This is a genomic window from Cereibacter sediminicola (genome assembly GCF_007668225.1).
In the GTDB taxonomy this organism is placed as follows: Bacteria; Pseudomonadota; Alphaproteobacteria; order Rhodobacterales; family Rhodobacteraceae; genus Cereibacter_A; species Cereibacter_A azotoformans.
On record NZ_VDEK01000002.1, the window covers coordinates 159,422 to 183,547 of the forward strand.

The window sequence follows — 24,126 nt, forward strand, 5'->3', positions numbered from 1 at the left end:
CCCTCGTGCGGCCTTGCGGTGGCGGCGCTGGCAGGCGAAGATCGCCTCTCGCCCGCCCAGCTGCGCGCCCGCTTGATCCGTTCCGCCGAAGGCCAGCCCCATGCTTCGTTCCCGCGCTCCGATCCTGCTGCTTCTCGCCCTGCCCGCCTGCGGAGGAAGCCCCGACCCTGCCCCCGTCGCCGCGACAGCCGATCTCCACCGGCCCGGCATGGCCAATCCCGCCTCGGTCTATTGCGCCCGCCAGGGGGGCCGGCTCGAGATCCGCGCCGAGGGTGCGGGCAGCACGGGCTATTGCCACCTGCCCGACGGCCGCACGCTCGAGGAGTGGGAACTCTACCGCGACGCCGAGCCGCTCTGACACCGCCGACCGGCCCCGCACGGCCGGCCTGCGACCGCAGCCGCGCCTGCGCAAGCCTTGCCAGCACCGGCGCCCGGCGCTAAGGCGACCGCGCCGGTAGAAGGAGAGGCCCCGATGATCCCGCGCTATTCCCGCCCCGACATGGTGGCCATCTGGTCGCCCGAGACGAAGTTCCGCATCTGGTTCGAGATCGAGGCCCACGCCTGCGACGCGCAGGCCGCCCTCGGCGTCATCCCGAAGGCCAATGCCGAAGCCGTCTGGAAGGCCGCTGAGGCGACCTTCGACGTCGCCCGCATCGACGAGATCGAGGCGGTAACCAAGCATGACGTCATCGCCTTCCTGACCCACCTCGCCGAGATCGTGGGCGCCGACGAGGCGCGCTTCGTCCATCAGGGCATGACCTCGTCGGACGTGCTCGACACCACGCTGAACATCCAGCTGGTGCGCGCGGCCGACCTGCTGCTGGCCGGCCTCGACCGGGTGCTGGCGGCGCTGAAGACCCGTGCCTACGAGCATAAGGACACGGTCCGCATCGGGCGCAGCCACGGCATTCATGCCGAGCCGACGACGATGGGCCTGACCTTCGCGCGCTTCTACGCCGAGATGGCGAGGAACCGCACGCGCCTCGTCAATGCCCGCGCCGAGGTCGCCACCGGCGCGATCTCGGGCGCCGTCGGCACCTTCGCCAACATCGACCCCCGCGTCGAGGAGCATGTCTGCGAGAAGCTGGGCCTCCTCCCCGAGCCGATCTCGACCCAGGTGATCCCGCGCGACCGGCACGCCATGTTCTTCGCCACGCTGGGGGTCATCGCCTCGTCGATCGAAAACGTCGCGATCGAGATCCGGCACATGCAGCGCACCGAGGTGCTGGAAGCGGAAGAGTTCTTCTCCCCCGGCCAGAAGGGCTCGTCGGCGATGCCGCACAAGCGCAACCCGGTGCTGACCGAGAACCTGACCGGCCTTGCGCGGCTGGTGCGGATGGCCGTCATCCCGGCGATGGAGAATGTGGCGCTCTGGCACGAACGCGACATCTCGCATTCCTCGGTGGAGCGTGCCATCGGCCCCGACGCCACGATCACGCTCGATTTCGCGCTTCACCGGCTGGCGGGCGTGGTGGAAAAGCTCGTGGTTTATCCCGACAACATGCTGAAGAACATGAACAAGTTCCGCGGCCTCGTGATGAGCCAGCGCGTGCTGCTGGCGCTGACGCAGGCGGGTGTCTCGCGTGAGGACAGCTATCGCCTCGTCCAGCGCAACGCGATGAAGGTCTGGGAAGAAGGCAAGGATTTCAAGGAGGAGCTGCTGGCCGATCCCGAGGTGACCGCCGCGCTGAGCCCGGCCGAGATCGAGGAGAAGTTCGACCTCGGCTACCATCTCAAGCACGTCGACACGATCTTCGCCCGCGTCTTCGGCGCCTGAGCGCGGACCTCTGCCCTTCACGCGTGCGTGACGCCCCGCGGTCTCTGGCCGCGGGGCGAATCATGTTAGCCTCCGCGGGTGCGATTGACGCGGCCTTTGCCATCCCACCCCTGACAGGAGGACTGAATGACGAAGCTGACCCTCGCAACCCTCGCCCTCATCGCCGCACCCGCGCTCGCTCTGGCGGACTGCCCGATGAAGCACCAGACCACCGTTTCCGTCTGTGGCGACGGGCAGGTCTATGATCCGGTGGCCAAGGCCTGCACGACCGTCACCGGCTAAGGCGGCATTAACCGCCCGCCGGCCAAGCTGCCCCGGTAGAGACAGCGATTCGGGGCAGCATGTCACAGGCTTTGGCACGGATACGCCCGGTTCAGCGGGCGGTTCCCATCGAGAGGGACGAGGGGGAACCACGCCCCCTCTCCCGCCGCGAAAAGGCGGCCATCATCGTGCGGCTTCTGCTGGCGGAGGGCGCGCCCCTGCCGCTGACCGCCCTGCCCGAGGACATGCAGGAAGGCCTCGCCGAGCAGATGGCCCGGATGCGCACGATCGACCGCGCGACCATGACCGCCGTGGTCGAGGAATTCGTGGGCGAGCTTGAGGCCGTGGGCCTTTCGTTCCCCGGCGGGCTTGAGGGGGCGCTGGCCGTGATGGACGGCCATATCAGCCCGACGGCGGCCACCCGCCTGCGGCGCCAGGCGGGCGCGAAGGGCGATCCGTGGGAACGTCTGGTCACGATGCCCGCCGAATCGCTGCTCAAGGTGCTGGAAGAGGAAAGCGTCGAAGTGGCCGCGGTGATGCTGTCCAAGCTGCCGGTGCCGAAGGCCGCGGACCTTCTCGGCAAGCTGCCGGGCGACAAGGCGCGGCGCGTGGCCTATGCCGTCTCGATGACGGGCTCGGTCGAGCCCGAGACCGTCCGCCGGATCGGGATCTCGCTTCTGACGCAGCTCGACGGCGAACCTGCGCGCGCCTTTGCGGCGACGCCCGTCGAACGGGTGGGCGCGATCCTCAACGTCTCGGCCGCGATGACCCGCGACGACGTGCTGAAAGGGCTCGACGAGACCGACGCGGCCTTCGCCGAGCAGGTGCGCAAGGCGATCTTCACCTTTGAACATGTGCCGCGGCGGCTTCTTGCGCGCGACGTGCCCAAGGTGGCGCGCGTCGTGGATCAGGGGCGGCTGGTGACCGTGGTGGCCGCCGCCTCGACACGGCCCGAACTGTCGGAGGGGGTGGAATTTCTCCTGACCAACATGTCGCAGCGTCTCGCGCAGGCGCTGCGCGAAGATGCCACGGCGCGCGGCAGGGTCAAGGACAAGGAGGCGGAAGAGGCTCTGAACTCGGTCGTCGCGGGCATCCGGCAGCTCGAAGCCGCAGGCGAGCTGGTGCTCGTGGTGGAGGGTGAGGCCGACTAGGAAGGCCCCTTGCCGCCTCGCCATCCGCCGTCCGCGGCGCAGCTGTCCCCGGAGCCGACGCAGGGGAAAAGGCAGCTCCTCCGCGCAAGCGGCGCGGCGAGCCGCCTCCGCACGAGCCGGGCCTCGTGCAGGGGCTCCGGCCCCTCGGCTTGAGGTTCCGGGCGGGCGTCTCTATGTCTGCCCTGTCCCACAAGTGCGGCGCTGGCCGCGGAGATGATGGCTTCCAGACGAACCGGACCCGCCGCCTGGGCGCAAGATCGCCTGTTGCGCACCCTGATCGGTGCGCTGCTCCTGCTGCCTTACGAGTGGCGGGTTCCGCTCTGCGGATGGGTCATGTCGCGCCTGATCGCCCCCGTTGCGGGCTGGGACCGGCGGGTGAGGGACAATCTCGCCCGCGTTCTGCCCGACCTGCCGCCGGCCGAGGTGCGGCGCCTCATGCGGAAGGTGCCGGACAATGTCGGGCGGGCGGTGATCGAATCCTACTCGGGCCCGGCCTTCGTCGCGCGCGCGGCGCGCAATCCTGTCACGGGTCCGGGGCTGGCCACGCTCGAGGCCGCCCATGCCGAAGGGCGGCCGGTTGTCATCGTGACCGGGCATTTCGGCAATTACGACGCAAGCCGGGCGGCCCTCCGGGCCCGCGGGTTCCGCATCGGGGGCCTCTACAGGCCGATGAACAACCGCTATTTCAACGAGCATTACGTTCAGGCCATGGCCGCAATCGGTGGCCCGGTCTTCCCGCGCGGCAAGGCGGGGTTCGCGGGCATGCTGCGCCACCTGAAGGGCGGGGGGATGCTCGGGCTGCTGATCGATGTGCACATGCGCGACGGCGAGGTGCTGCGCTTCTTCGGCCATCCGGCCAAGACGGCCCTTTCGGCGGCCGAGCTGGCCCTGAAGTATGACGCGCCGCTGGTGCCGGTCTATGCGATCCGCGCCGAGAACGGCCTCGACTTCGACATCCGCGTGGGCGAACCGATCGCGCGGGGCACGCCGGCCGAGATGACACAGGCGCTGAACGACTCGCTTGAGGCGGTGGTGCGCGATCACCTCGACCAGTGGTTCTGGATCCACCGGCGCTGGCGCGTGCCGGCCCAGTGATCCGCCCGACCGGCCGCGCGCGCCGGGGATCTCAGATCAGCCGGACCTGCGTGCCCACCCGCGCCAGACCGAAAAGCTCGGCGATGTCGGCATCGTGCAGCCCGATGCAGCCATGCGCGACCTTGCGGCCAACCAAAGCGGGATCGGAGACGCCGTGGATGCGGAAATGGTCCCATTCGAGACAGAGCGCGTGGGTCCCGAACGGATTGCCCGGCCCCGGCGGCAGGCTCGCCGGCAGGGCCGGATCGCGCTCGCGCATGGCGGGCGTCGGGCGCCAGGTCGGGCCCTCGACCTTGCGGATGATCCGTGTCAGCCCCACGCGCGACAGATCGCGCGCCGCCGGCACGGCTGCAGAAAAACGTCGGTGAACAGTTCCATCCTCGGACCAGAAGAGGACGGCGCGCTGCCGCAGATCGGCCAGAATCGCCCCGCGCGCGAGGGATGGGAAATGATCGCGCCAGCGGACCGGCTCCTGTGGCACGGCCTGCGCCTCGCGGGCTCCGCCGGCCAGCGCGATCCCGGCGACGGCCGCCGCCGCGGCCGACAGGATCCCCCGCCTTCGAAGGTTGAGCTTCTGCATGGAAATGGTCCTGCTCGTTGTGTTTTTGTTGCAGGCCGCCGCTTCTGGCCGCGCCTTGCCGTCAAGGTGGTGCCAGCCGTTTCTCCGGGCAACTCACGTTTCGTTTCCGCTGGGGAAATCCGCCGACCGGGGCGCGAGCGGGCGGGCCGGGAGCCGTCTGGACCCGGCCCGCGCCCGGTGATTAAGTGGCGGCCGCAAGAGGCAGGAGACCAGAATGGCATTCGGCAAGAACATCCGCACCTTCTTTGAAGGCCGCTGGCACGAGGGCGACGTGCCGGTCATGCGTGCGGCTGATCACGGGATCTGGCAGGGCTCTTCGGTGTTCGACGGGGCGCGGTTCTTCGATGGGGTGGCGCCGGACCTCGAGGCCCATTGCGCCCGCGTGAATCGCTCGGCCGAGGCGTTGATGATCACGCCGACCGTGGCCACCGACGAGATGGTGGCGATCGCGCGCGACGGGCTCAGGGCCTACGGGCGGGATCAGGCTGTCTATATCCGGCCGATGTACTGGGCGCTCGACGGGTCCGACCTGGGCGTGGCGCCGAAGCCGGGCTCGACCGGCTTCGCCCTCTGCCTCGAGGAAGTGCCGATGCCCGCACCCGAGGCCACGACCACCCTCACCCGCACGCGCTTTCGCCGGCCGGTGCTCGAGGACAATGTCTGCAACGCCAAGGCGGGTTGCCTTTACCCCAACAATGCGCGGATGCTGGTCGAGGCGCGGTCGAAGGGCTACGGCAACGCGCTGGTGGCCGATGCGATGGGCAACGTGGCCGAGACGGCGACGGCGAACGTCTTCATGGTGAAGGATGGCGTGGTCTTCACCCCGGTGGCCAACGGCACCTTCCTGTCCGGCATCACCCGCGCGCGTCACATCGCGAACCTCCGCGGGGATGGGTTGGATGTGGTCGAGACGGTGCTGACCTTCGAGAATTTCCACGGGGCGGACGAGGTGTTCCTGTCGGGCAACTTCGCCAAGGTGACGCCGGTGACGGAGTTCGACGGGACCGCCTATCAGGTGGGCCCGGTGACGCGGCTGGCCCGGCAGCTCTACTGGGACTGGGCCCGTTCGGCCGGCTGAGGCTTGCCTCCTCGGGCGGGCTTCGCCATGATCCGGCGGTCAGGGAGGGTATGATGCGCAAGTTTCTGGTCGTTCTGGACGACAGCCGCGAATGCCTGAACGCGATGCGGTTCGCCGCGCTGCGCGCCGCCCACACGGGTGCGGGGGTGCAGATCCTGTCGATCATCCCGCCCGAGGAATACCAGCACTGGATGGGTGTCGCCGACCTGATGCGCACCGAGGCCCGCGAGCGGATCGAGGCGCATTTCGAGGTCTTCGCCAAATGGATGCGCGACCGGCAGGGGATCGATCCCGAGCTTGTGATCCGCGAAGGCGATCCGGTGCAGGAGATCCTCGCGCAGGTGAAGGAGGATCCGGCGATCGGAGTGCTCGTGCTGGGCGCCTCGACCGAGAAGGCGGGGCCCGGCCCGCTGGTCACGCAGATGAGCCGGAACTCGGGCAACCTGCCGATCCCGATCACCATTGTGCCCGGAGAGATGTCGAAGGAGCGGCTGGAGGCGATCACCTGAGCCCTTGGCGGTCGTGCCGGGGCCGAAGGCCGGGGGCTCTGCCCCCGGACCCCCGGGATATTTGGGCGAGAATGAAGGGGGCGCGGGTTCGGGATCGGGGGGTGATCCGTGCGCTTCGCGGGCGCCATTCTTGACTCGGGAGGTCGGGAAGCGCATATCGGGGCCTGATCGCGGAGGCTGCCCCATGTTCATCCAGACTGAATCCACGCCGAACCCGGCGACGCTGAAGTTCCTGCCCGGCCAGATGGTGCTGGAGGCGGGCACCGCGGATTTTGCAAGCGCCGAGGCGGCGGCGGCGTCACCGCTCGCGCGTCGGATCTTTGGCGCCGGCGGTGTGGCGTCGGTCTTCTTCGGCACGGATTTCATCGCCGTGACCAAGGAGGACGCGGTCGTCTGGGACCATGTGAAGCCGTCGATCCTTGGCGCCATCATGGAGCACTACCAGTCGGGGGCGCCGGTGCTCGAGGGCGAGCAGGCGGCCTCGGGTCATGCGAGCCATGACGGGCCGGACGAGGAGATCGTGCGCCAGATCAAGGAGTTACTGGACACGCGCGTGCGCCCGGCCGTGGCGCAGGACGGCGGAGACATCACCTTCCACGGCTTTGACCGCGGCATTGTCTATCTGCACATGCAGGGCGCCTGCGCGGGCTGCCCCTCTTCGACGCTGACGCTGAAGATGGGGATCGAGAACCTGCTGCGGCACTACATCCCCGAAGTGCTCGAGGTGCGCCCGGTTGCGGCCTGAGCCAAGGATCCTGGCCTTCGACACGTCGGCCGCGCATTGCGCGGCCGCGTTGCTTTCGGGGGATCGTCTGGTGGCGGGGCGGGTCGAGCCGATGGAGAAGGGCCAGGCCGAGCGGCTGATGCCGCTGCTTGCGGAGTTGCTGGCCGAGGGCGGGATCGGCTGGGCGGATCTGGACGCGCTGGCGGTGGGCACGGGGCCGGGCAACTTCACCGGCGTGCGGATCGCGGTCGCCGCGGCGCGGGGGCTTGCCTTGGCGCTCGGGCGGCCCGCGCTTGGGGTTTCGCGCTTCGAGGCGCTGGCGCTGGGGCTGCCCGGGCCGGTGGCGGTGATCGAGGATGCCCGGCGGGACGAGGTCTATCTGAAGGATGGGGAGGCGCCGGCCCGGCTGGTCTCGCGCGGCGGGCTGCAGGTGGCGGCGCGCCGGCAGGTGGGCAGTGCGGCCTTTGCGGATGTGGTGGCCCCGCTCTACCCGCTGGCCGAGGCCATCGGCCACGTGGCGCTCGCACGGCTGGGGGAGCCGCAACCGCGCCCGGCTCCGTTCTATCTGCGCGGGGCGGATGCGGCCCCCGCGGCCGATCCGCCGCCGGTGATCCTGTGAGCGAGCCGGCCGTGACGGGGCCGGCCGGGCCCACGGCGCTTGCGGCGCTTCACGGCCGGGTGTTCGTGACGCCACGGCCCTGGTCGGCCGGCGATTTCCGGGCGCTGCTGGGGGAGCCTTCCGTCTTTCTGCTGGCCCTGCCGCAGCCCGGCTCGACCGCCGAGGCGGTGCAGGGGCTGGAGCCTCGGGCCTTCCTGCTCGGGCGCGCCATCGCGGGCGAGGCCGAGATCCTGACGCTGGCCGTGGATCCCGGCGCGCGGCGCTGCGGCCTTGGCCGGCAGCTGGTGGAAGCGTTCCTTGGGTCTGCCCGCGCGCGCGGAGCCGAGAGGGCCTTTCTCGAAGTGGCCGCCGACAATGCCCCTGCCCTTGGGCTTTACGCGGCGGCGGGCTTTGGCGAGGCCGGGCGCCGGCGCGGCTACTACCGCACGCCCGCGGGCCGACCGCTCGACGCCATCGTCATGAGCCGCCCGCTGGTCTGACGCTGCGGCATGGGCAGCCCGCTGCGGAAGCCCCCTCACCGCCTTGCAGAATCCTGTTGACCCTGTTGCACCCTTCGGCCCTAGATTGAGCCGGACCTGCCGCGACCGGACAGGCAAAGAGCCGGCCGCGCGAAACGACAACCGGGAGAGCTCCATGACCTTCACCAAGACCCTTGCCGGCACTGCCGCGGCCCTTGCGCTGACCGCAGGGGCCGCGCTGGCCGATCCGGCGCTGATCTTCGATCTGGGCGGCAAGTTCGACAAATCCTTCAACGAGGCGGCCTTCAACGGCGCGCAACGCTGGGTGCAGGAGACCGGCGGCAGCTACAAGGAACTGGAGATGCAGTCCGAGGCCCAGCGCGAGCAGGCGCTGCGCCGGCTGGCCGAGACGGGCGCCAACCCGATCGTGATGACGGGCTTTGCCTTCGGAGAGGTGCTCGACAAGGTGGCCCCCGACTATCCCGAGACGCGCTTTGCCATCATTGATGCGGTGGTGGACCAGCCCAACGTCCGTTCGGTGATCTTTTCCGAACATCAGGGCTCGTATCTCGTGGGGATGATGGCGGCCATGGCCTCGAAGACGGCCACGGTGGGCTTCGTGGGCGGCATGGACATTCCGCTGATCCGCAAGTTCGCCTGCGGCTATGCGCAGGGTGTGAAGGCGGTGAACACCGAGGCGCGGGTCGTGATCAACATGACCGGCACCACCCCGGCGGCCTGGGCCGATCCGGTCAAGGGCGCCGAACTGGCCCGGTCGCAGATCTCGCAGGGGGCGGACGTGATCTATGCCGCCGCGGGATCGACCGGCCTGGGCGTGCTGCAGGCGGCGGCGGACGAGGACATCCTCTCGATCGGGGTGGACAGCAACCAGAACCACCTGCATCCGGGCAAGGTGCTGACCTCGATGATCAAGCGGGTGGACAATACGGTGCATGACGCCTTCGTGGCGGGCACCGACCTCGAGACCGGCACGTTCGTGGCGGATCTGGCTGGCGACGGCGTCGGCTATGCGCTTGACGAGCACAACGCCGCTCTCGTGACCGAAGAGATGAAGACCGCGGTCGATACGGCGGCCGAGCAGATCAAGTCGGGCGAGATCGAGGTGCACGACTACATGACCGACAACACCTGCCCCGCCGCGACCTTCTGAGAATGGCCGAGCGGCAGGCACAGGGGCGGCCGGAGGCGGCCGCCCTTCCCCCGGCCATCGAACTTCGGGGGATCTCGAAGGCCTTCGGGCCGGTGCAGGCGAACCGCGACATCTGCGTGAGGGTCGCCCGCGGCACGATCCACGGCATCGTGGGCGAGAATGGCGCGGGCAAGTCCACGCTCATGTCGATCCTCTACGGCTTTTACCGGGCGGATTCGGGCGAGATCCTGATCGGCGGAAAGCCCACCGCCATCCCCGACAGCCAGAGCGCCATCCGCGCCGGCATCGGAATGGTGTTCCAGCATTTCAAGCTGGTTCCGAACTTCACCGTGCTCGAGAACGTGATCCTTGGCGCCGAGGAGGGCGCGCTGCTGCGCCCCTCGCTGGCCAGGGCCCGCACCGAGCTGACGCGGCTTGCGCGGGAATACGAACTCGAGGTCGAGCCCGACGCGCTGGTCGAGGATCTGTCCGTGGGCCACCAGCAGCGGGTCGAGATCCTGAAGGCGCTCTACCGCCAGGCCGACATCCTGATCCTCGACGAGCCGACGGGCGTTCTCACCCCGTCCGAGGCCGACCATCTGTTCCGCATCCTCAGGGGGCTGAGGGAACAGGGCAAGACCATCATCCTCATCACCCACAAGCTGCGCGAGATCATGGAGATCACCGACGAGGTGAGCGTGATGCGCCGCGGCGAGATGGTGGCGACGGTGCGGACGGCCGAAACGAGCCCCGAGGCGCTGGCCGAGCTGATGGTGGGGCGCAAGGTGCTGCTGCGCGTGCACAAGGCGGCCGCTGCACCGGGGCGGACGGTGCTCGAGGTCGAGGATCTGCGGGTGCGCGATGCTCATGGCGTCGAGCGGCTCAAGGGCGTGAGCCTTGCGGTGCGCGCGGGCGAGATCCTGGGCATCGCCGGCGTTGCGGGGAACGGCCAGTCCGAGCTTCTGGAGGTGCTGGGCGGGATCGCGCACGGCACGGGGCACGTGCGGCTGAACGGGACCGAGCTGGATCTTTCGGGGCGGGGCTGCAACGGGCGCGCCCGGCGTGCGGCCGGCATCGCCCATGTGCCCGAGGACCGGCAGCATCTGGGCATGATCCTCGACTTTGCGGCGTGGGAGAATGTGGCCTTCGGCTATCAGGACGCGCCGGAATACCGCTCGGGGCGGTTCTTCATGGACAATGAGGCGCTGCGCACCGACTGCGAGGGCAAGATGGCGCGCTTCGACGTGCGCCCGCCCATCGCCTCGCTGGCCGGCAAGAGCTTTTCGGGCGGAAACCAGCAGAAGCTGATCGTGGCGCGCGAGATCGAGCGCAACCCCGACCTGCTGCTCATCGGGCAACCGACGCGCGGGGTGGACATCGGCGCCATCGAGTTCATCCACAAGCAGATCGTGGCGCTGCGCGACGCGGGCAAGGCCATCCTTCTGGTCAGCGTGGAACTCGACGAGATCATGAGCCTCTCGGACCGGATCGCGGTGATGTTCGACGGCCGCATCATGGGCTTGCGCGACCCGGCGGCAACGGACGAGCGCGAGCTGGGCCTGCTGATGGCCGGCGTGGACGACACGAGGGGGGCCGCCTGATGGACAGGATGCCGGGCTGGGCGGACGCGCTCCTCGTGCCGCTGATCTCGCTTCTGGTGGCCTTTGCCATCTCGTCGCTGGTGATCCTCGCCATCGGCGAGAACCCGTGGCAGGCGATGAAGCTGATGGTGACGGGGGCGCTCGGCTCCAGCTACGGCTGGGGCTACACGCTCTATTACGCGACGAACTTCATCTTCACGGGGCTGGCCGTGTCGGTGGCCTTCCATGCGGGCCTCTTCAACATCGGCGGCGAGGGTCAGGCGACGCTGGGCGGGCTCGGAGTGGCGCTCGCCTGCCTCTTCGTGCCCTGGCCGCACTGGTCGCTGGCGCTGATCGGGGCCGCCGCGATGGGCGCGGCCTTCGGCGCGCTCTGGGCCGCCCTGCCCGCCTGGCTTCAGGCCCGCCGCGGCAGCCATATCGTCATCACGACGATCATGTTCAACTTCATCGCCGCCTCGCTGCTGAACTACGTCCTTGTCAACGTGCTGCGACCGACCGGCAGCATGGACCCGGCGACCGCGCGCTTTCCCGCGGCCACGAACCTGCCCGGCATCGGCGAGATGCTCACCGCCATCGGCATCCCCTTCGCCCGCACGACCCCCGCCAACGTCAGCCTCTTCGTGGCGATCGGGGCCTGCATCCTCGTCTGGGCGCTGATCTGGCGAACGCGGCTCGGCTACGAGATCCGCGCCTTCGGCAAGTCCGAAAAGGCCGCCGTCTATGCCGGGATCTCGCCCGTCCGCATCACCATGCTGGCCATGCTGATCTCGGGGGCGCTGGCGGGCCTCATGGCGATCAACAACGTGATGGGCGAGGCCGAGCGGCTGGTGCTGAACTCGGTCGAGGGGGCGGGCTTCATCGGCATCGCGGTGGCGCTGATGGGGCGCAGCCACCCGTTCGGGGTGCTGCTGGCGGCGCTGCTGTTCGGCTTCCTCTATCAGGGGGGCGCGGAGCTTGCGCTCTGGACCTCGATCCCGAGGGAGCTGATCACCGTGATCCAGGCGCTGGTGATCCTGTTCACGGGCGCGCTCGACAACATGGTGCGCCAGCCGGTCGAGGCCCTGTTCCTGCGCGCGCGGAAGGGGGCGAAGTGATGGATCTGCCGACCCTCCTCCAGATCCTCGATTCGATGATCCGGCTGGGCACGCCGCTGTTGCTGGCCTGCCTTGCCGGGCTCTTCTCGGAACGGGCGGGGATCTTCGACATCGGGCTCGAGGGCAAGATGCTCTCGGCGGCCTTCCTCTCGGCGGCGGTGGCCTTCGTCACCGGATCGGTCTGGCTGGGCGTGCTGGCCGGGCTGGTGGCGGCGCTGATGATGTCGGCGATCCACGGGCTCGCCTCGATCACCTTCCGCGGCAACCAGCTGATCTCGGGCGTGGCGATCAACTTCCTCGCCTCGGGGCTGACGGTGCTGCTGGGACAGTACTGGTTCGCGCTGGGGGGCCGCACGCCCTCGCTCGAGGGGGCGGCCCGGTTCATGCCGATCACGCTGCCCTTCGCGCGCGAGCTGCGCGAGGTGCCGGTGATCGGCCCGATCTATTACGAGCTGATCTCGGGACACACGGCCCTCGTCTATGTCGCCTTCGCGCTCGTGCCGCTGTCGTGGTGGCTGCTCTACCGGACACGCTTCGGGCTGAGGCTGCGCGCCGTGGGCGAGAACCCCGCCGCGGTCGATACGGCGGGCGTGTCGGTGGTGGGCATCCGCTTTGCGGCCGTGGCGATCTGCGGGCTTCTGACCGGGCTTGCCGGGGCCTATCTCGCCTGCGGGCTCTCGGCGGGGTTCGTGAAGGAAATGACGGCGGGGCGGGGCTACATCGCGCTTGCCGCCCTGATCTTTGCCAAGTGGCGGCCGTGGCAGGCGCTTGGCGCGACCATGCTCTTCGGCCTGCTCGAGGCCGTGGCCAACCGTTACCAGTCGCTGAACCTCTGGGGGGTGCCGCTTCCGGTGCAGTTCATGCAGGCGCTTCCCTACATTCTCACCGTCATCATCCTGGCCGGCTTCGTCGGCAAGGCGATCCCGCCGCGCGCCGGCGGCCAACCCTATGTGAAGGAGCGCTGAGATGCCCGTCGAGACGATCGCAGGCCAGATCCGGGCGCGTGCGGGGCACGAGCCGGTGCGGCTCGGCCTCGTGCTCGGCTCGGGGCTAGGCCATCTGGCCGAAGCGGTCGAGGGCGTGGCGCTGCCCTACGAGGAGCTGACGGGCTTTCCCCATGCCGGTGTCTCGGGCCATAATCCGAAGCTGGTGGTGGGCACGCTCGAGGGGGTGCGCGTGGCCGTCTTCGGCGGGCGGGCCCATTATTACGAGAGCGGCAACCCGGCCGCGATGCGCCTGCCGCTGGCCGTGCTGAAGAAACTGGGGGCCGAGGCACTGATCGCGACCAACGCGGCCGGAAGCCTGCGGGCCGACCTGCCGCCGGGCAGCCTCATGCTGCTGTCGGACCACATCAACCTGTCCGGCGCCAACCCGCTGATCGGCGAGCCGTCGGACGCCCGCTTCGTGCCCATGACCGACGCCCACGATCCGGCCCTGCGCGCGGGGCTGCGCGAGGCCGCCCGTGCGGCGGGCGTGGATCTTGGCGAGGGCGTCTATGCCTGGTTCTCGGGCCCCTCCTTCGAGACGCCGGCCGAGATCCGCATGGCCCGGACCCTCGGCGCGGATGCGGTCGGCATGTCCACCGTGCCCGAGGTGATCCTTGCCCGCTTCCTCGGGCTGCGCGTCGCGGCGATCTCGACCATCACCAACATGGGCGCGGGCCTGTCCGACGAGGCGATCAGCCACGAGCACACCAAGGCGATGGCCCCCCTCGGCGCGGCCAAGCTCGAGACGCTGCTGCGGGAGTTCCTGCGCCGGCTGCGATGAGGCACCTGCCAGACCCGCCATTTGACAAGTCATGACGCAGCGCGCATGTCTTGAGCACGTCCCCTCCCCCTCGTGAACGGCTCCATGCAGCTTTACCTGCCCATCGCCGAGGTGTCGGTCAACATCTTCCTCCTTCTCGGGCTCGGCGGGATCGTCGGCTTCATGTCCGGCATGTTCGGCGTGGGCGGAGGGTTCCTCATCACGCCGCTTCTGTTCTTCATCGGCATCCCGCCCGCCGTGGCGGTCGCCACCGGCGCCAACCAGGTGGTGGCCTCGTCGGTCTCGGGCGTGCTGGCGCAGATCAAGCGCAAGGCGGTCGATTTCCGAATGGGGATGGTGCTGCTGGCCGGAGGCGTGGCGGGATCGGCCTTCGGCGTCGCCGTCTTTGCGCGGCTGAACACGCTCGGGCAGGTCGATCTCTTCGTGCAGCTCTCCTATGTGCTGTTCCTCGGCCTCGTCGGCGCCCTCATGCTGCAGGAGAGCATCCGGGCGCTGAGACGGGCCCGGCGGACCGATGCGCCCGTCCGGCGTTCGCGCCAGCATGGCTGGGCGCACAAGATGCCGCTGAAGATGAAGTTCCGGGCCTCGGGCCTCTACATCTCGGTGATCCCGCCGCTGCTCGTGGGGGCCTTCGTGGGCTTCCTTGCGGCGATCATGGGGGTGGGCGGCGGCTTCATCATGGTGCCCGCGATGATCTACCTGCTGGGGATGCCCACCAAGATCGTGATCGGCACCTCGCTGTTCCAGATCATCTTCGTGACGGCCTTCACCACGGTCATGCACGCCGTCACCAGCCAGACGGTGGACATGGCGCTGGCGCTGCTGCTGATCCTGGGCGGGGTCATCGGCGCGCAGGTGGGCGCGCGGATCGGCGTGCGCCTGCGGGCCGAACAGTTGCGCATCCTGCTCTCGCTTCTGGTGCTCGCCGTCTGCGGCAAGATCGCGGCCGACCTGCTGATCCGGCCGAACGAGCTTTACAGCCTGACCGTGGGGGTGCTGCCATGATCCGGCTGCTCGTCCTGATCCTCGCCCTCTGCGCGCCCTCCGCGCTGGCGCAGGACGAGCGGATCGTGCTGGGCCTTTCGGAGACGCGGGTCGCGATCACCGCCGATTTCCAAGGCTCTCAGATCATGATCTACGGCGCCGTGCAGCGCTACAGCCCCGAACCCGAGGGCAATCTCGGCGTGATCGTGACCGTCTCGGGACCGCCCACGCAGGTCATGGTCCGCAAGAAGGAGCGGCGGGTCGCCATCTGGATCAACCGCGAAAAGGTGCGGATCGGCCGCGCGCCGAGCTTCTACGCCGTGGCGACCTCGGGGCCTCTGAACGAGGTGCTCTCGGAGACCGACAACCTGCGCTACAAGATCGCCATCCCCCGCGCCATCCGCGCCATCGGGATCAGCGCGCAGGCCGAAAACGCGCCGACCTTCGTCGAGGCGCTGGAGAGGATCCGCACCAACGAGGGCCTCTATGCGATGCAGGAGGGCGCCGTGCGGCTGACCGCGGGCACGCTCTTTCGCACCGACATCCAGCTTCCGGTCAATCTCACCGAGGGCAACTATGGCGTGCGGGTGCTTCTGACCCGTGACGGTCAGGTGGTGGACATGTTCGAGGACAGCATCGGCGTGCAGAAGGCCGGGATCGAGCGGTTCATCCATGCGCTCGCCCACGAGCAGCCGCTGATCTACGGTCTCCTGTCGCTGGTTCTGGCGGTGGTCGCCGGCTGGGGCGCTGCGGCGGCCTTCCGCTTCGTCCGCTGACGGCCGCTCTCAGCCGTTGCGCGTGGGCATCAGGAAGTGTCCGGTGGCCTGTGCAAAGGGGCGCAGGCGGTTGTCCTGCCACGCCTCGACATGGACGCTTGCGTAGCGGCGCCCCGAGCGGTTGACCCGCGCGCGCGCATAGGCGTCGCGCGGCAGACCCGAGCGGAGGTAATCCACCGTGAAGTCGATGGTCTTGGGCAGGCGCGGCAGATGCGCCTCGATCTGGGCGGGATCGAGACGGCCCTGCTCCATCTCGTGCCAGAGGACCGACCAGGACAGTTCGATGATCGCCGCCACCTCGAGAAAGGCCGCCGTCACGCCGCCGTGGATCGCGGGCAGCATCGGGTTGCCGATCAGCTTTTCATCGAAGGGCAGGACGGCGGTCAGCTCATCGCCCCGACGGTCGAACTGGATGCCGAGATAGGTGATGTAGGGCACGCCCGAGACGAGCGCGTGCAGCGCCGCGTCGCGCCGCTGCTTGACCACCTGAACGGGTTCGGGCTGCGGCCGGGTCATTGCGTCTCTCCCTTTGCTTCGGCCGCGCCCGCGACGGCCGTGGCGGCACCCGCCTCGCTCTCCCTGCGCGGGCGTTCGACGGTGAAGGCGCCCGAGGCGGTGGCCACGGGCCGGCTTTCGTCCTCGTCGGTCGCCACGGCCCGCACGAAGGCCACGGTGCGGGTGACATGGTAGCACTCGGCCACCGCCCGGATGCGCTGCCCCGGCGCGGCGGGGCGCATGTAGTCGATGCGCAGATCGAGCGTCGCGGTCGAGGGCCCCGCCTCGGGATGGGACATGACGGCGGCGCCGCTCGCCGTGTCCATCAGGGCCGAGACGGCGCCGCCGTGGATCACCCCCGTCGCGGGATCGCCCACGAAGCGGGCATCCCACGGCATCGAGATCACCGCCCGCCCCTCGCCGAGTTCGTCCAGATGCATGGCCAGCGCGCGCGAATGGGGGATGGCCTCGATGAACTGCCGGGCGAGCGTGATGTCTGTCATGGGTCACCTTCCTCAGGGGCCTGCATCATCGCCCATCGCACGCGGGCCGCAAGGCCAGATTGCACCGGCACCGCCTTGCGCTTACGGTGCGGCCACGGAGGAAGCCCATGTCGGAAACGCGTCTCAACTTCAAGGAAATGTGCGCCCGGTTCGACGTCACGCCCCGGACCCTGCGCTACTACGAATACATCGAGTTGCTGCAGCCCGAGAAGGATGGCCGCGCCCGCTTCTACGGCCCGCGCGAGATCGCCCGCATGACGCTGATCCTGCGCGGCCGCCGCTTCGGCTTCGGCCTCGAGGAGATCCGGCAGTGGCTGCTCATCTACCAGCAGAAGGGCACCCGGCCCCAGCTGGAAGCCTGGATCGAGATGGCCGACCGGCAGCTCGGGGAACTGACCCGGCAGCGGGCGGAACTCGAGGTCACGATCGCGGATCTGCAGGCGCTTCGGGACTCGACCGCTGCGGAACTGGCCGCCCCCGAAAGCTGACACGACGTCACAGGACTCTTTGACGTCACGTCACGTTTACGTCAACGTCAACTCCTCTGGTAACCCTGTCTCGGCGATCCATCTGGAGGGCAGAACTGCCCCACCGGACCGTGCGAGAGAGTGATGACCAGCGACGTGATGACCATCCGGGAAATGTGCGACGCGTTCGACGTGACGCCCCGCACCTTGCGCTTTTACGAGTCGAAGGAACTGCTGTTTCCGATCCGGGACGGCACCCGACGCCTCTTCACGCGGCGGGATCGCGCGCGGCTGAAGCTGATCCTGCGCGGCAAGCGGTTCGGCTTCAGCCTCGAGGAGATCCGTCAGCTTCTCGACCTCTACGACCGCGACGGCAGCCAGGAGCTGCAGCTCGAGCGCACCTACCAGGTGGCCCGGCAGCGGCTGGAGCAGATGGAGCGGCAGCGGGCCGAACTCGACGAGGCGATCGCGGAGCTGAAGGACCAGCTGGCCTGGGGCGAGGAGGCGCTGGCCGCCTTCCGCCGCGCGGCGGCAGAGTAAGGACAGAGGGGGAGGAGACGATGCCAATCTACAACGCACCCGTGACCGACATGCAGTTCATCCTGCATGAGGTGCTGAACGTGTCCGGGTCCGAGGTTCCGGGCTACGACGAGCTGGAACCCGACTTCACCGCCGCCGTGCTGGACGAGGCGGGCAAGCTGGCCCGTGACGTGCTGGCACCGCTGAACCAGGTGGGCGACAGGCAGGGCTGCCGGCTGGAGAACGGCGTCGTGCGCACGCCCGACGGCTTCGCCGAGGCCTTTGCCCAGCTCAAGGACGGCGGCTGGACCGCTCTGGACTGCGACCCCGAATATGGCGGCCAGGGTCTGCCCTACGTCATGCAGACGGCGGTGGGCGAGATCTTCGTCTCGGCCAACATGGCCTTCAACATGTATCAGGGCCTGACCCACGGCGCCTATTCCGCGATCCACACCCACGGCACCGAAGAACAGAAGCGCACCTGGCTGCCCAAGATGGTCACCTGCGACTGGACCGGCACCATGAACCTGACCGAGCCCCATGCGGGCACGGATCTCGGCATGATGCGCACCAAGGCCGAGCCGCAGGAGGATGGCTCCTACCTCATCACCGGCGAGAAGATCTTCATCTCGGCGGGCGATCACGATCTGGCCGAGAACATCGTCCATCTGGTGCTGGCCAAGGCTCCGGGCGGCGGTGAGGGGACCAAGGGCGTCTCGCTCTTCATCGTGCCGAAATATCTCGTGAACGAGGACGGCTCGCTCGGCGACCGCAACCATGTCTCGGTCGGCAAGATCGAGCACAAGATGGGCATCCACGGCAACGCGACCTGCGTGCTGAACTACGACGGCGCCAAGGGCTGGCTTCTGGGCGAGCTGCACAAGGGGATGCGCGCCATGTTCACCATGATGAACGAGGCGCGTCTGGGTGTGGGCCTGCAGGGTTACGCCGTGGCCGAGACCGCCTATCAGAACGCCGTCGCCTACGCCCGTGACCGGCTGCAGGGCCGCTCGCTTTCGGGTCAGGGGACGACGGCGGGGGCGGCCGATCCGCTGATCGTGCATCCCGACATCCGCCGCAACCTGATGGACCAGAAGAGTTTCGTCGAAGGCGCCCGTGCGCTGACCTTCTGGGGCGCGCAGCTCATCGACCGTTCGGTGCGGCTGGGGGATGCCGAGGCCGAAGGGCTGATCTCGCTGCTGACGCCGGTCATCAAGGGCTTCCAGACCGACAAGGGTCTCGAAAGTGCCGTGGCCGCGCAGCAGGTCTGGGGCGGGCACGGCTATGTCGAGGAGAACGGCATGAGCCAGTTCGTCCGCGACGCGCGGATCGCCATGATCTACGAGGGGGCGAACGGCATCCAGGCGCTCGACCTCGTGGGGCGCAAGCTGGCGGCGGAGGGCGGCAAGCCGGCCATGGCCTTCTTCCACATGATCCGCGCCTTCCTGAAGGAGAACGAGGAGGATGCCCGGCTGAAGGGCTTCCTCGAGCCGCTGAAGCAGGCTTCGAAGGACACGCAGAAGGCGGCCATGTTCTTTGCCGAGAGGGGGATGAAGAACCCCGACGAGGCGCTGGCGGGCTCTTACGACTTCATGACGATGATGGGCCATCTCTGCCTCGGCTACATGTGGGCACGGATGGCGAAGGCCGCGCTGGCGGCGCTCGACGCGGGCCGCGGCGATCGTGACGCGCTCGAGGCCAAGATCGCGACCGGGCGCTACTACATGGCCCGCCACCTGCCCGCGACCGCGCTGCATCTGGCGCGGATCGAGACCGGGGCAGAGCCGGTGATGGGCCTGCCCGCCGAGGCCTTCTGAGGCCACATCCGGGAGGGGGATGATGCGCGAGGGATGGACAGAGGAACCGGCCGCGCGGGGCGGCTGCCAGTGCGGCGCGGTGCGCTACGAGGTGCCGGCCGGGCCGAAGCTCGCGTCGGTCTGCCACTGCCGGATGTGCCAGCGCGCGACGGGCAACGCCTTCGCGCCGCTTCTCGAGGTGCCGAGCGCGGGGATCGTGTGGCAGGGTGAGGCGACGGTCTGGGCCTCGTCCAGCGTCGCCGAGCGCGGCTTCTGCGCCATCTGCGGCACACCCCTCTTCTTCCGGGACAAGGACGGCGACACGACCGAGTTCATGGCGGGCTCGCTTTCGGGCTTCGACTTCCGGCCGGTGCTGAACTCGGGCGTCGAGGGGCGGGTGGCGTGGCTGTCATCGCTGCCCCACCAGCGCGACCGGGAAACGCGGCCGGAGCTGCTCGCCCGCGTCGTCTCGCATCAGGCCCCCGAAGATTGACCGCGTGCCCGAGAGGGGGCGCGCGAACCGACCAGCAGGGCCGGGCCATCGCAGCCGGGCCGAGGAGGACAGATGACGGAAGCCTATATCTATGACGCCCTGCGCACGCCTCGCGGCAAGGGCCGCCCGGACGGTGCGCTGCACGAGGTGACGGCGCTCACGCTTTCGGCGCGGGTGCTGAACGCCGTGAAGGAACGCAACAACCTCGACGGCGCCGCGGTCGAGGATGTGATCTGGGGCAATGCCACGCAGGTCGGCGAACAGGGCGGCTGCCTTGCCCGCTCGGCGGTGCTGCTGTCGGATCTCGACGAGACGATCCCGGGCCTCTCGATCAACCGCTTCTGCGCGAGCGGAATGGAGGCGGTGAACCTCGCCGCCAATCAGGTGCGCGCCGGTGCGGGCGAGGCCTATATCGCGGGCGGCGTCGAGATGATGAGCCGCGTCGCGATGGGATCGGACGGGGCGGCCATCGCGGTGGACCCCTCCCTGGCCATGAAAAGCTATTTCGTGCCGCAGGGCATTTCGGCCGACATCATCGCGACCCGCTTCGGCTTCAGCCGGGACGAGGCCGACGCGCTGGCGGTGGAAAGCCAGCGCCGTGCCGCCACCGCCTGGGCCGAGGGGCGTTTCGCCCGGTCGGTCGTGCCGGTGCGCGACCAGAACGGCGTGACGATCCTTGACCGTGACGAGCACATGCGGCCCGGCACGGACATGCAGTCGCTCGGCTCGCTCCGCCCCGCCTTCAAGGAGATGGGCGAGCAGATGCCGGGCTTCGACAAGCTGGCGATGATGAAATATCCCGAGCTTGAGCGGATCGACCACATCCATCACGCGGGCAATTCCTCGGGGATCGTGGACGGCGCCGCGGCGGTGCTGATCGGCAGCCGCGCGTTCGGCGAGAAGCACGGGCTGAAACCGCGCGCCCGCATCCGGGCTGCGGCCAAGATCGGCACCGATCCGACGATCATGCTGACGGGGCCGGTCCCCGTCACCGAAAAGATCCTCCGCGACTCAGGCATGCAGGTTTCGGACATCGACCTTTTCGAGGTCAACGAGGCCTTCGCCGCGGTCGTCCTGCGCTTCCAGCAGGCGTTCGACGTGGATCCGGGCCGGGTCAACGTGAACGGCGGCGCGATCGCCATGGGCCATCCGCTGGGCGCCACCGGCGCGATCATCATCGGAACGCTGCTCGACGAGCTTGAACGGACGGGCAAGGGGGTGGGTCTCGCGACGCTCTGCGTGGCCTCGGGCATGGGTGCCGCCACCATCATCGAGCGCGTCTGAGGGAGGGGAACCAGATGACCGATTTCACGAGCAAGACCGACGCCGACGGCGTCTGCACCATCACCTGGGACGTGCCGGGCAAGTCGATGAACGTCATGTCGATGGACGGCTTTGCCGAACTCGACGGGCTGATCGCGGCGGCCCTCGCCGATCCGGGCGTGAAGGGCGTGATCCTCACCTCGGGCAAGAAGGACTTTGCCGGGGGGATGGATCTCAACGTCATCGCCCGCATGAAGGCCGAAGGCGGCGCGGAACCGGCCAGGGCCGTCTTCGAGGGCGTGATGCAGATGCACGCCGTCCTGCGCCGGATCGAGCGCGCGGGAATGGACCCAAAGACCCACAAGGGCGGCAAGCCCATCGTGGCGGCGCTGCCCGGCACCGCGCTCGGCATCGGGCTCGAACTGCCGCTGGCCTGCCATCGCATCATCGCCGCCGACAATCCGAAGGCGAAGATCGGCCTGCCCGAGATCATGGTGGGGATCTTCCCCGGCGGCGGGGGCACGACGCGGCTTGTCCGCAAGCTGGGCGCCATGATGGCCGCGCCGCTGCTGCTCGAGGGCAAGCTGAACGACCCCAAGGGCGCGAAGGCCGTGGGCGTGGTGGATGAGGTGGTGCCCGCGGACGAGCTTCTCGCGCGGGCGAAGGAATGGGTGCTGTCGGCAACGGACGCCGACCTCGTGAAGCCCTGGGACGCCAAGGGCTACAAAATGCCCGGCGGCACGCCCTACCATTCCGGCGGCTTCATGACCTTCGTGGGCGCCTCGGCCATGGTGATGGGCAAGACGATGGGCGTCTATCCGGCGGCAAAGGCCCTGCTGTCGGCGGTCTATGAGGGGGCCCTGGTGCCCTTCGACACGGCGCTGAAGATCGAGGCCCGCTGGTTCACCCATGTGCTGATGAACCCTTCCTCCTCGGCGATGATCCGGTCGCTCTTCATCAACAAGGAGGCGCTGGAGAAGGGCGCCGTCCGCCCTGCCCTGCCCGACCAGTCGGTGAGGAAGCTGGGCGTGATCGGCGCGGGCATGATGGGCGCGGGCATCGCCCATGTCGCCGCCAGCGCCGGCATCGAGGTGGTGCTGATCGACTCGACGCAGGAGGCCGCCGACCGCGGGCGGGCGCATTCGGAAGGGTTGCTCGACAAGGGGATGAAGCGGGGCAAGATGACGGCCGAGAAGAAGGCCGAGGTGTTGGCCCGCATCACGGCCACGACCGACTACGGAGCGCTCGCGGGCTGCGACCTGATCGTCGAGGCGGTGTTCGAGGATCCGTCGGTGAAGGCCGAGGTCACGCAGAAGGTCGAGGCCGTGGTGGGGCCGGAGTGCATCTTCGCCACCAACACCTCGACCCTGCCGATCTCGGGGCTCGCCAAGGCCAGCCAGCGGCCCGACCAGTTCATCGGCATCCATTTCTTCTCGCCGGTGGACAAGATGCTGCTGGTCGAGATCATCCGCGGCAAGCAGACCGGTGACCGGGCCGTGGCCAAGGCGCTCGACTTCGTGCGCCAGATCCGCAAGACGCCCATCGTGGTGAACGACGCCCGCTTCTTCTACGCCAACCGCTGCATCATCCCCTATCTCAACGAGGGGATCCGCATGGTGGCCGAGGGCGTGCAGCCCGCCCTCATCGAGAATGCGGCGCGGCTCGTGGGGATGCCGCTCGGGCCGCTGCAACTGGTGGACGAGACTTCGATCGACCTCGGTGTGAAGATCGCCAAAGCCACGCGCGCCGCGATGGGCGATGCCTACCCGGATTCGGCGGTGGACGAGGTGATCTTCCGGCTGGCCGACGAGGGCCGCATGGGGCGCAAGGCGCAGGCGGGCTTCTACGCCTATGACGAGGCGGGCAAGCGGCAGGGTCTCTGGACCGGGCTCGCAGACCGCTGGCCGGTCGCGCCCCTGCAGCCGGAGCTGACCGAGGTGCAGCATCGCCTCCTGTTCGCGCAGGTGCTCGAGGCGGTGCGTGCGCTCGAACAGGGCGTGCTGACCGACATCCGCGAGGGCGATGTGGGGGCCATCCTCGGCTGGGGCTTTGCGCCTTGGTCGGGCGGGCCCTTCAGCTGGCTCGACATGATCGGCGCGGCACGGGCGGTCGAGCTGTGCGAGGATCTGGCAGGCCGGCACGGCGCGCGCTTTGCACCGCCGCAACTGCTGGTCGAGATGGCTCGGCAGGGCGAGATCTTCTACGGCCGGTTCGCGCCCCGCGCCCGCGCGGCCTGAAGCGGAAACTGGCGGAGGACGGCGCCCGCCTCCTCCGCCACCAGGCAGGCCACCAGATGGAGCGACTGCTCGAGCGACAGGGCCGGCGTCCGTCCTGATTCGGCCCGTGCCAGAAGCGCCCGAAGCGGGTCGTCGGGCCCCTCGGACGCGGGACAGCGCAGCAGGGCGGCGCCTGCGGCATAGACCAGCTCTTCCTGCGCGAAGTTGAGCGTCACGGCGAGCGGCCGCCCCGGAACCCGCGCGCGGACGATGCCCCGGAACCCTTCCAGCGCCGCCGCAGGCACCAGTGCGAAGGGCTCGCCGAACTGCGACTCGGCCTGATCGCATTGCAAAAGCACCTGCTGACCCGAAAGCAGCAGGAGTTCCTCGTGGTTCTCGAGCGCACCGACGGGAACCCTCAAGGGGGCAAGCCGCCGCGGCCAGTCGGCCGGGTGGACGCGGCTGTGCTGCGCGCGCCGGATCGGTTGCGGCGGGCCGGCAAAGGTCAGCACGGCATCGCCGGTCTGGAGGCTCTCGGCCGGGCGCCAGCCCTCGGGCGTGGCAATGGGCGTCGCGCCGAGGAACCCCTCGACGAGAACGGCGGTTGCCCGCGGCGGCTCCTGTTCGCCTGCTCCTGTCATGTCCCGATCCGGCTCCGGCTTGCCCCATGCGTGCCGGTTCCAACCGTCGCCGGCCCGGGCGTCGAAAGCGGCACAGGATCTGGCCGAAATTCGGGTGGTTTGTTCGAAT

General features: G+C 69.1%; 27 protein-coding genes. 23 read left to right on the forward strand and 4 right to left on the reverse strand.

All coding sequences use genetic code 11. The annotated features are described in order from the left end of the window. Positions 1–100 precede the first annotated feature (100 nt). From FG154_RS02080 to FG154_RS02100, 5 genes are all read left to right on the forward strand, one after another. On the forward strand, positions 101–358 hold the full coding sequence (locus tag FG154_RS02080; protein ID WP_011909232.1) for a putative hemolysin: 258 nt from the start codon (positions 101–103) through the stop codon (positions 356–358). A gap of 114 nt (positions 359–472) precedes the next feature. Next, a complete protein-coding gene (purB, locus tag FG154_RS02085) occupies positions 473–1,777 on the forward strand; it encodes an adenylosuccinate lyase (protein WP_145103903.1) in 1,305 nt (434 codons plus the stop codon). Positions 1,778–1,903: 126 nt separating this feature from the next. Continuing rightward, positions 1,904–2,059, forward strand: a complete 156-nt coding sequence (locus FG154_RS02090) for a hypothetical protein (RefSeq protein ID WP_145103905.1) — start codon at positions 1,904–1,906, stop codon at positions 2,057–2,059. 59 nt (positions 2,060–2,118) lie between these two features. Further along, a complete protein-coding gene (locus FG154_RS02095) occupies positions 2,119–3,189 on the forward strand; it encodes a flagellar motor switch protein FliG (protein WP_145103907.1) in 1,071 nt (356 codons plus the stop codon). A gap of 216 nt (positions 3,190–3,405) precedes the next feature. Beyond that, a complete protein-coding gene (locus FG154_RS02100; RefSeq protein ID WP_145103909.1) occupies positions 3,406–4,284 on the forward strand; it encodes a lysophospholipid acyltransferase family protein in 879 nt (292 codons plus the stop codon). Between the two features lie 31 nt (positions 4,285–4,315). On the opposite strand, the gene FG154_RS02105 is transcribed toward FG154_RS02100, so the two are convergent. After that, complete coding sequence (locus FG154_RS02105) at positions 4,316–4,864, reverse strand: L,D-transpeptidase (protein WP_145103911.1); 549 nt, start codon at positions 4,862–4,864, stop codon at positions 4,316–4,318. Positions 4,865–5,078: 214 nt separating this feature from the next. On the opposite strand from FG154_RS02105, the gene FG154_RS02110 reads away from it, so the two are divergent. The 12 genes from FG154_RS02110 to FG154_RS02165 all read left to right on the forward strand — a co-directional run bounded on the left by FG154_RS02110 (position 5,079) and on the right by FG154_RS02165 (position 15,624). Then, complete coding sequence (locus FG154_RS02110) at positions 5,079–5,942, forward strand: branched-chain amino acid aminotransferase (RefSeq protein ID WP_145103913.1); 864 nt, start codon at positions 5,079–5,081, stop codon at positions 5,940–5,942. A gap of 53 nt (positions 5,943–5,995) precedes the next feature. Continuing rightward, positions 5,996–6,451, forward strand: a complete 456-nt coding sequence (locus FG154_RS02115) for a universal stress protein (RefSeq protein WP_145103915.1) — start codon at positions 5,996–5,998, stop codon at positions 6,449–6,451. A 184-nt stretch (positions 6,452–6,635) separates the two neighbouring features. Further along, positions 6,636–7,196, forward strand: coding sequence for a NifU family protein (locus FG154_RS02120; protein WP_145103916.1), 561 nt, complete (start codon positions 6,636–6,638; stop codon positions 7,194–7,196). Then, positions 7,186–7,794 carry a tRNA (adenosine(37)-N6)-threonylcarbamoyltransferase complex dimerization subunit type 1 TsaB gene (tsaB, locus tag FG154_RS02125; protein ID WP_145103918.1) on the forward strand — a complete coding sequence of 203 codons (609 nt, stop codon included), beginning with the start codon at positions 7,186–7,188 and terminating at the stop codon, positions 7,792–7,794. The genes FG154_RS02120 and tsaB overlap by 11 nt, the downstream gene beginning before the upstream one ends. Further along, positions 7,791–8,273, forward strand: a complete 483-nt coding sequence (locus FG154_RS02130) for a GNAT family N-acetyltransferase (RefSeq protein WP_145103921.1) — start codon at positions 7,791–7,793, stop codon at positions 8,271–8,273. The genes tsaB and FG154_RS02130 overlap by 4 nt, the downstream gene beginning before the upstream one ends. Before the next feature lie 154 nt (positions 8,274–8,427). Continuing rightward, positions 8,428–9,423 (forward strand): BMP family lipoprotein, encoded by a 996-nt coding sequence (locus tag FG154_RS02135; RefSeq protein ID WP_145103923.1) that lies wholly within the window; start codon positions 8,428–8,430, stop codon positions 9,421–9,423. Between the two features lie 2 nt (positions 9,424–9,425). Then, entirely contained in the window at positions 9,426–11,003 is a 1,578-nt protein-coding gene (locus FG154_RS02140) for an ABC transporter ATP-binding protein (protein ID WP_145103924.1), read from the forward strand. Further along, entirely contained in the window at positions 11,003–12,097 is a 1,095-nt protein-coding gene (locus FG154_RS02145) for an ABC transporter permease (RefSeq protein ID WP_145103926.1), read from the forward strand. The genes FG154_RS02140 and FG154_RS02145 overlap by 1 nt, the downstream gene beginning before the upstream one ends. Next, entirely contained in the window at positions 12,097–13,062 is a 966-nt protein-coding gene (locus tag FG154_RS02150; RefSeq protein ID WP_186312267.1) for an ABC transporter permease, read from the forward strand. Before FG154_RS02145 ends, FG154_RS02150 begins: the two co-directional genes overlap by 1 nt. Position 13,063: 1 nt before the next feature. Then, positions 13,064–13,864, forward strand: coding sequence for a purine-nucleoside phosphorylase (locus tag FG154_RS02155; protein ID WP_145103929.1), 801 nt, complete (start codon positions 13,064–13,066; stop codon positions 13,862–13,864). An 84-nt stretch (positions 13,865–13,948) separates the two neighbouring features. Continuing rightward, positions 13,949–14,869, forward strand: a complete 921-nt coding sequence (locus FG154_RS02160; protein ID WP_011909248.1) for a sulfite exporter TauE/SafE family protein — start codon at positions 13,949–13,951, stop codon at positions 14,867–14,869. Continuing rightward, complete coding sequence (locus FG154_RS02165) at positions 14,866–15,624, forward strand: TIGR02186 family protein (RefSeq protein ID WP_145103931.1); 759 nt, start codon at positions 14,866–14,868, stop codon at positions 15,622–15,624. The genes FG154_RS02160 and FG154_RS02165 overlap by 4 nt, the downstream gene beginning before the upstream one ends. A 9-nt stretch (positions 15,625–15,633) precedes the next feature. Here the strand turns inward: FG154_RS02165 and FG154_RS02170 are convergent, their stop codons facing one another. Further along, the gene (locus tag FG154_RS02170; protein WP_145103932.1) at positions 15,634–16,140 is read right to left on the reverse strand and encodes a PaaI family thioesterase; all 507 of its coding nucleotides are present in this window, start codon (positions 16,138–16,140) and stop codon (positions 15,634–15,636) included. Further along, positions 16,137–16,622, reverse strand: coding sequence for a PaaI family thioesterase (locus FG154_RS02175; protein ID WP_145103934.1), 486 nt, complete (start codon positions 16,620–16,622; stop codon positions 16,137–16,139). Before FG154_RS02175 ends, FG154_RS02170 begins: the two co-directional genes overlap by 4 nt. Before the next feature lie 107 nt (positions 16,623–16,729). On the opposite strand from FG154_RS02175, the gene FG154_RS02180 reads away from it, so the two are divergent. From FG154_RS02180 to FG154_RS02205, 6 genes are all read left to right on the forward strand, one after another. Beyond that, positions 16,730–17,110 (forward strand): MerR family transcriptional regulator, encoded by a 381-nt coding sequence (locus FG154_RS02180; RefSeq protein ID WP_145103935.1) that lies wholly within the window; start codon positions 16,730–16,732, stop codon positions 17,108–17,110. Positions 17,111–17,233: 123 nt separating this feature from the next. After that, complete coding sequence (locus tag FG154_RS02185) at positions 17,234–17,629, forward strand: MerR family transcriptional regulator (RefSeq protein WP_011909252.1); 396 nt, start codon at positions 17,234–17,236, stop codon at positions 17,627–17,629. A gap of 20 nt (positions 17,630–17,649) precedes the next feature. Then, positions 17,650–19,425: an acyl-CoA dehydrogenase C-terminal domain-containing protein gene (locus tag FG154_RS02190; protein ID WP_145103937.1), complete on the forward strand. Its 1,776-nt coding sequence runs from the start codon at positions 17,650–17,652 to the stop codon at positions 19,423–19,425. A gap of 22 nt (positions 19,426–19,447) precedes the next feature. Next, a complete protein-coding gene (locus FG154_RS02195; protein WP_145103939.1) occupies positions 19,448–19,897 on the forward strand; it encodes a GFA family protein in 450 nt (149 codons plus the stop codon). A gap of 72 nt (positions 19,898–19,969) precedes the next feature. Continuing rightward, positions 19,970–21,181, forward strand: a complete 1,212-nt coding sequence (locus FG154_RS02200) for an acetyl-CoA C-acetyltransferase (RefSeq protein ID WP_145103940.1) — start codon at positions 19,970–19,972, stop codon at positions 21,179–21,181. Between the two features lie 14 nt (positions 21,182–21,195). Further along, complete coding sequence (locus FG154_RS02205) at positions 21,196–23,397, forward strand: 3-hydroxyacyl-CoA dehydrogenase NAD-binding domain-containing protein (protein WP_145103942.1); 2,202 nt, start codon at positions 21,196–21,198, stop codon at positions 23,395–23,397. Here the strand turns inward: FG154_RS02205 and FG154_RS02210 are convergent. Continuing rightward, complete coding sequence (locus tag FG154_RS02210) at positions 23,361–24,017, reverse strand: Hint domain-containing protein (RefSeq protein WP_186312268.1); 657 nt, start codon at positions 24,015–24,017, stop codon at positions 23,361–23,363. The two genes, FG154_RS02205 and FG154_RS02210, sit on opposite strands and share 37 nt — an antisense overlap. Positions 24,018–24,126: the final 109 nt, after the last annotated feature.

What these genes read in the sequence shown, in the direction of transcription:
- FG154_RS02180 (WP_145103935.1), top strand. Translation starts at nt 16,730, where the DNA reads ATGTCGGAAACGCGTCTCAACTTCAAGGAAATGTGCGCCCGGTTCGAC.
- FG154_RS02145 (WP_145103926.1), top strand. Translation starts at nt 11,003, where the DNA reads ATGGACAGGATGCCGGGCTGGGCGGACGCGCTCCTCGTGCCGCTGATC.
- FG154_RS02140 (WP_145103924.1), top strand. Translation starts at nt 9,426, where the DNA reads ATGGCCGAGCGGCAGGCACAGGGGCGGCCGGAGGCGGCCGCCCTTCCC.
- FG154_RS02165 (WP_145103931.1), top strand. Translation starts at nt 14,866, where the DNA reads ATGATCCGGCTGCTCGTCCTGATCCTCGCCCTCTGCGCGCCCTCCGCG.
- FG154_RS02170 (WP_145103932.1), bottom strand. Translation starts at nt 16,140, where the DNA reads ATGACCCGGCCGCAGCCCGAACCCGTTCAGGTGGTCAAGCAGCGGCGC.
- FG154_RS02200 (WP_145103940.1), top strand. Translation starts at nt 19,970, where the DNA reads ATGACGGAAGCCTATATCTATGACGCCCTGCGCACGCCTCGCGGCAAG.
- FG154_RS02115 (WP_145103915.1), top strand. Translation starts at nt 5,996, where the DNA reads ATGCGCAAGTTTCTGGTCGTTCTGGACGACAGCCGCGAATGCCTGAAC.
- FG154_RS02150 (WP_186312267.1), top strand. Translation starts at nt 12,097, where the DNA reads ATGGATCTGCCGACCCTCCTCCAGATCCTCGATTCGATGATCCGGCTG.
- FG154_RS02210 (WP_186312268.1), bottom strand. Translation starts at nt 24,017, where the DNA reads ATGACAGGAGCAGGCGAACAGGAGCCGCCGCGGGCAACCGCCGTTCTC.
- FG154_RS02110 (WP_145103913.1), top strand. Translation starts at nt 5,079, where the DNA reads ATGGCATTCGGCAAGAACATCCGCACCTTCTTTGAAGGCCGCTGGCAC.
- FG154_RS02160 (WP_011909248.1), top strand. Translation starts at nt 13,949, where the DNA reads ATGCAGCTTTACCTGCCCATCGCCGAGGTGTCGGTCAACATCTTCCTC.
- FG154_RS02090 (WP_145103905.1), top strand. Translation starts at nt 1,904, where the DNA reads ATGACGAAGCTGACCCTCGCAACCCTCGCCCTCATCGCCGCACCCGCG.
- FG154_RS02175 (WP_145103934.1), bottom strand. Translation starts at nt 16,622, where the DNA reads ATGACAGACATCACGCTCGCCCGGCAGTTCATCGAGGCCATCCCCCAT.
- FG154_RS02095 (WP_145103907.1), top strand. Translation starts at nt 2,119, where the DNA reads ATGTCACAGGCTTTGGCACGGATACGCCCGGTTCAGCGGGCGGTTCCC.
- FG154_RS02135 (WP_145103923.1), top strand. Translation starts at nt 8,428, where the DNA reads ATGACCTTCACCAAGACCCTTGCCGGCACTGCCGCGGCCCTTGCGCTG.
- FG154_RS02185 (WP_011909252.1), top strand. Translation starts at nt 17,234, where the DNA reads ATGACCAGCGACGTGATGACCATCCGGGAAATGTGCGACGCGTTCGAC.
- FG154_RS02120 (WP_145103916.1), top strand. Translation starts at nt 6,636, where the DNA reads ATGTTCATCCAGACTGAATCCACGCCGAACCCGGCGACGCTGAAGTTC.
- FG154_RS02205 (WP_145103942.1), top strand. Translation starts at nt 21,196, where the DNA reads ATGACCGATTTCACGAGCAAGACCGACGCCGACGGCGTCTGCACCATC.
- FG154_RS02155 (WP_145103929.1), top strand. Translation starts at nt 13,064, where the DNA reads ATGCCCGTCGAGACGATCGCAGGCCAGATCCGGGCGCGTGCGGGGCAC.
- purB (WP_145103903.1), top strand. Translation starts at nt 473, where the DNA reads ATGATCCCGCGCTATTCCCGCCCCGACATGGTGGCCATCTGGTCGCCC.
- FG154_RS02105 (WP_145103911.1), bottom strand. Translation starts at nt 4,864, where the DNA reads ATGCAGAAGCTCAACCTTCGAAGGCGGGGGATCCTGTCGGCCGCGGCG.
- FG154_RS02080 (WP_011909232.1), top strand. Translation starts at nt 101, where the DNA reads ATGCTTCGTTCCCGCGCTCCGATCCTGCTGCTTCTCGCCCTGCCCGCC.
- FG154_RS02190 (WP_145103937.1), top strand. Translation starts at nt 17,650, where the DNA reads ATGCCAATCTACAACGCACCCGTGACCGACATGCAGTTCATCCTGCAT.
- FG154_RS02100 (WP_145103909.1), top strand. Translation starts at nt 3,406, where the DNA reads ATGGCTTCCAGACGAACCGGACCCGCCGCCTGGGCGCAAGATCGCCTG.
- FG154_RS02195 (WP_145103939.1), top strand. Translation starts at nt 19,448, where the DNA reads ATGCGCGAGGGATGGACAGAGGAACCGGCCGCGCGGGGCGGCTGCCAG.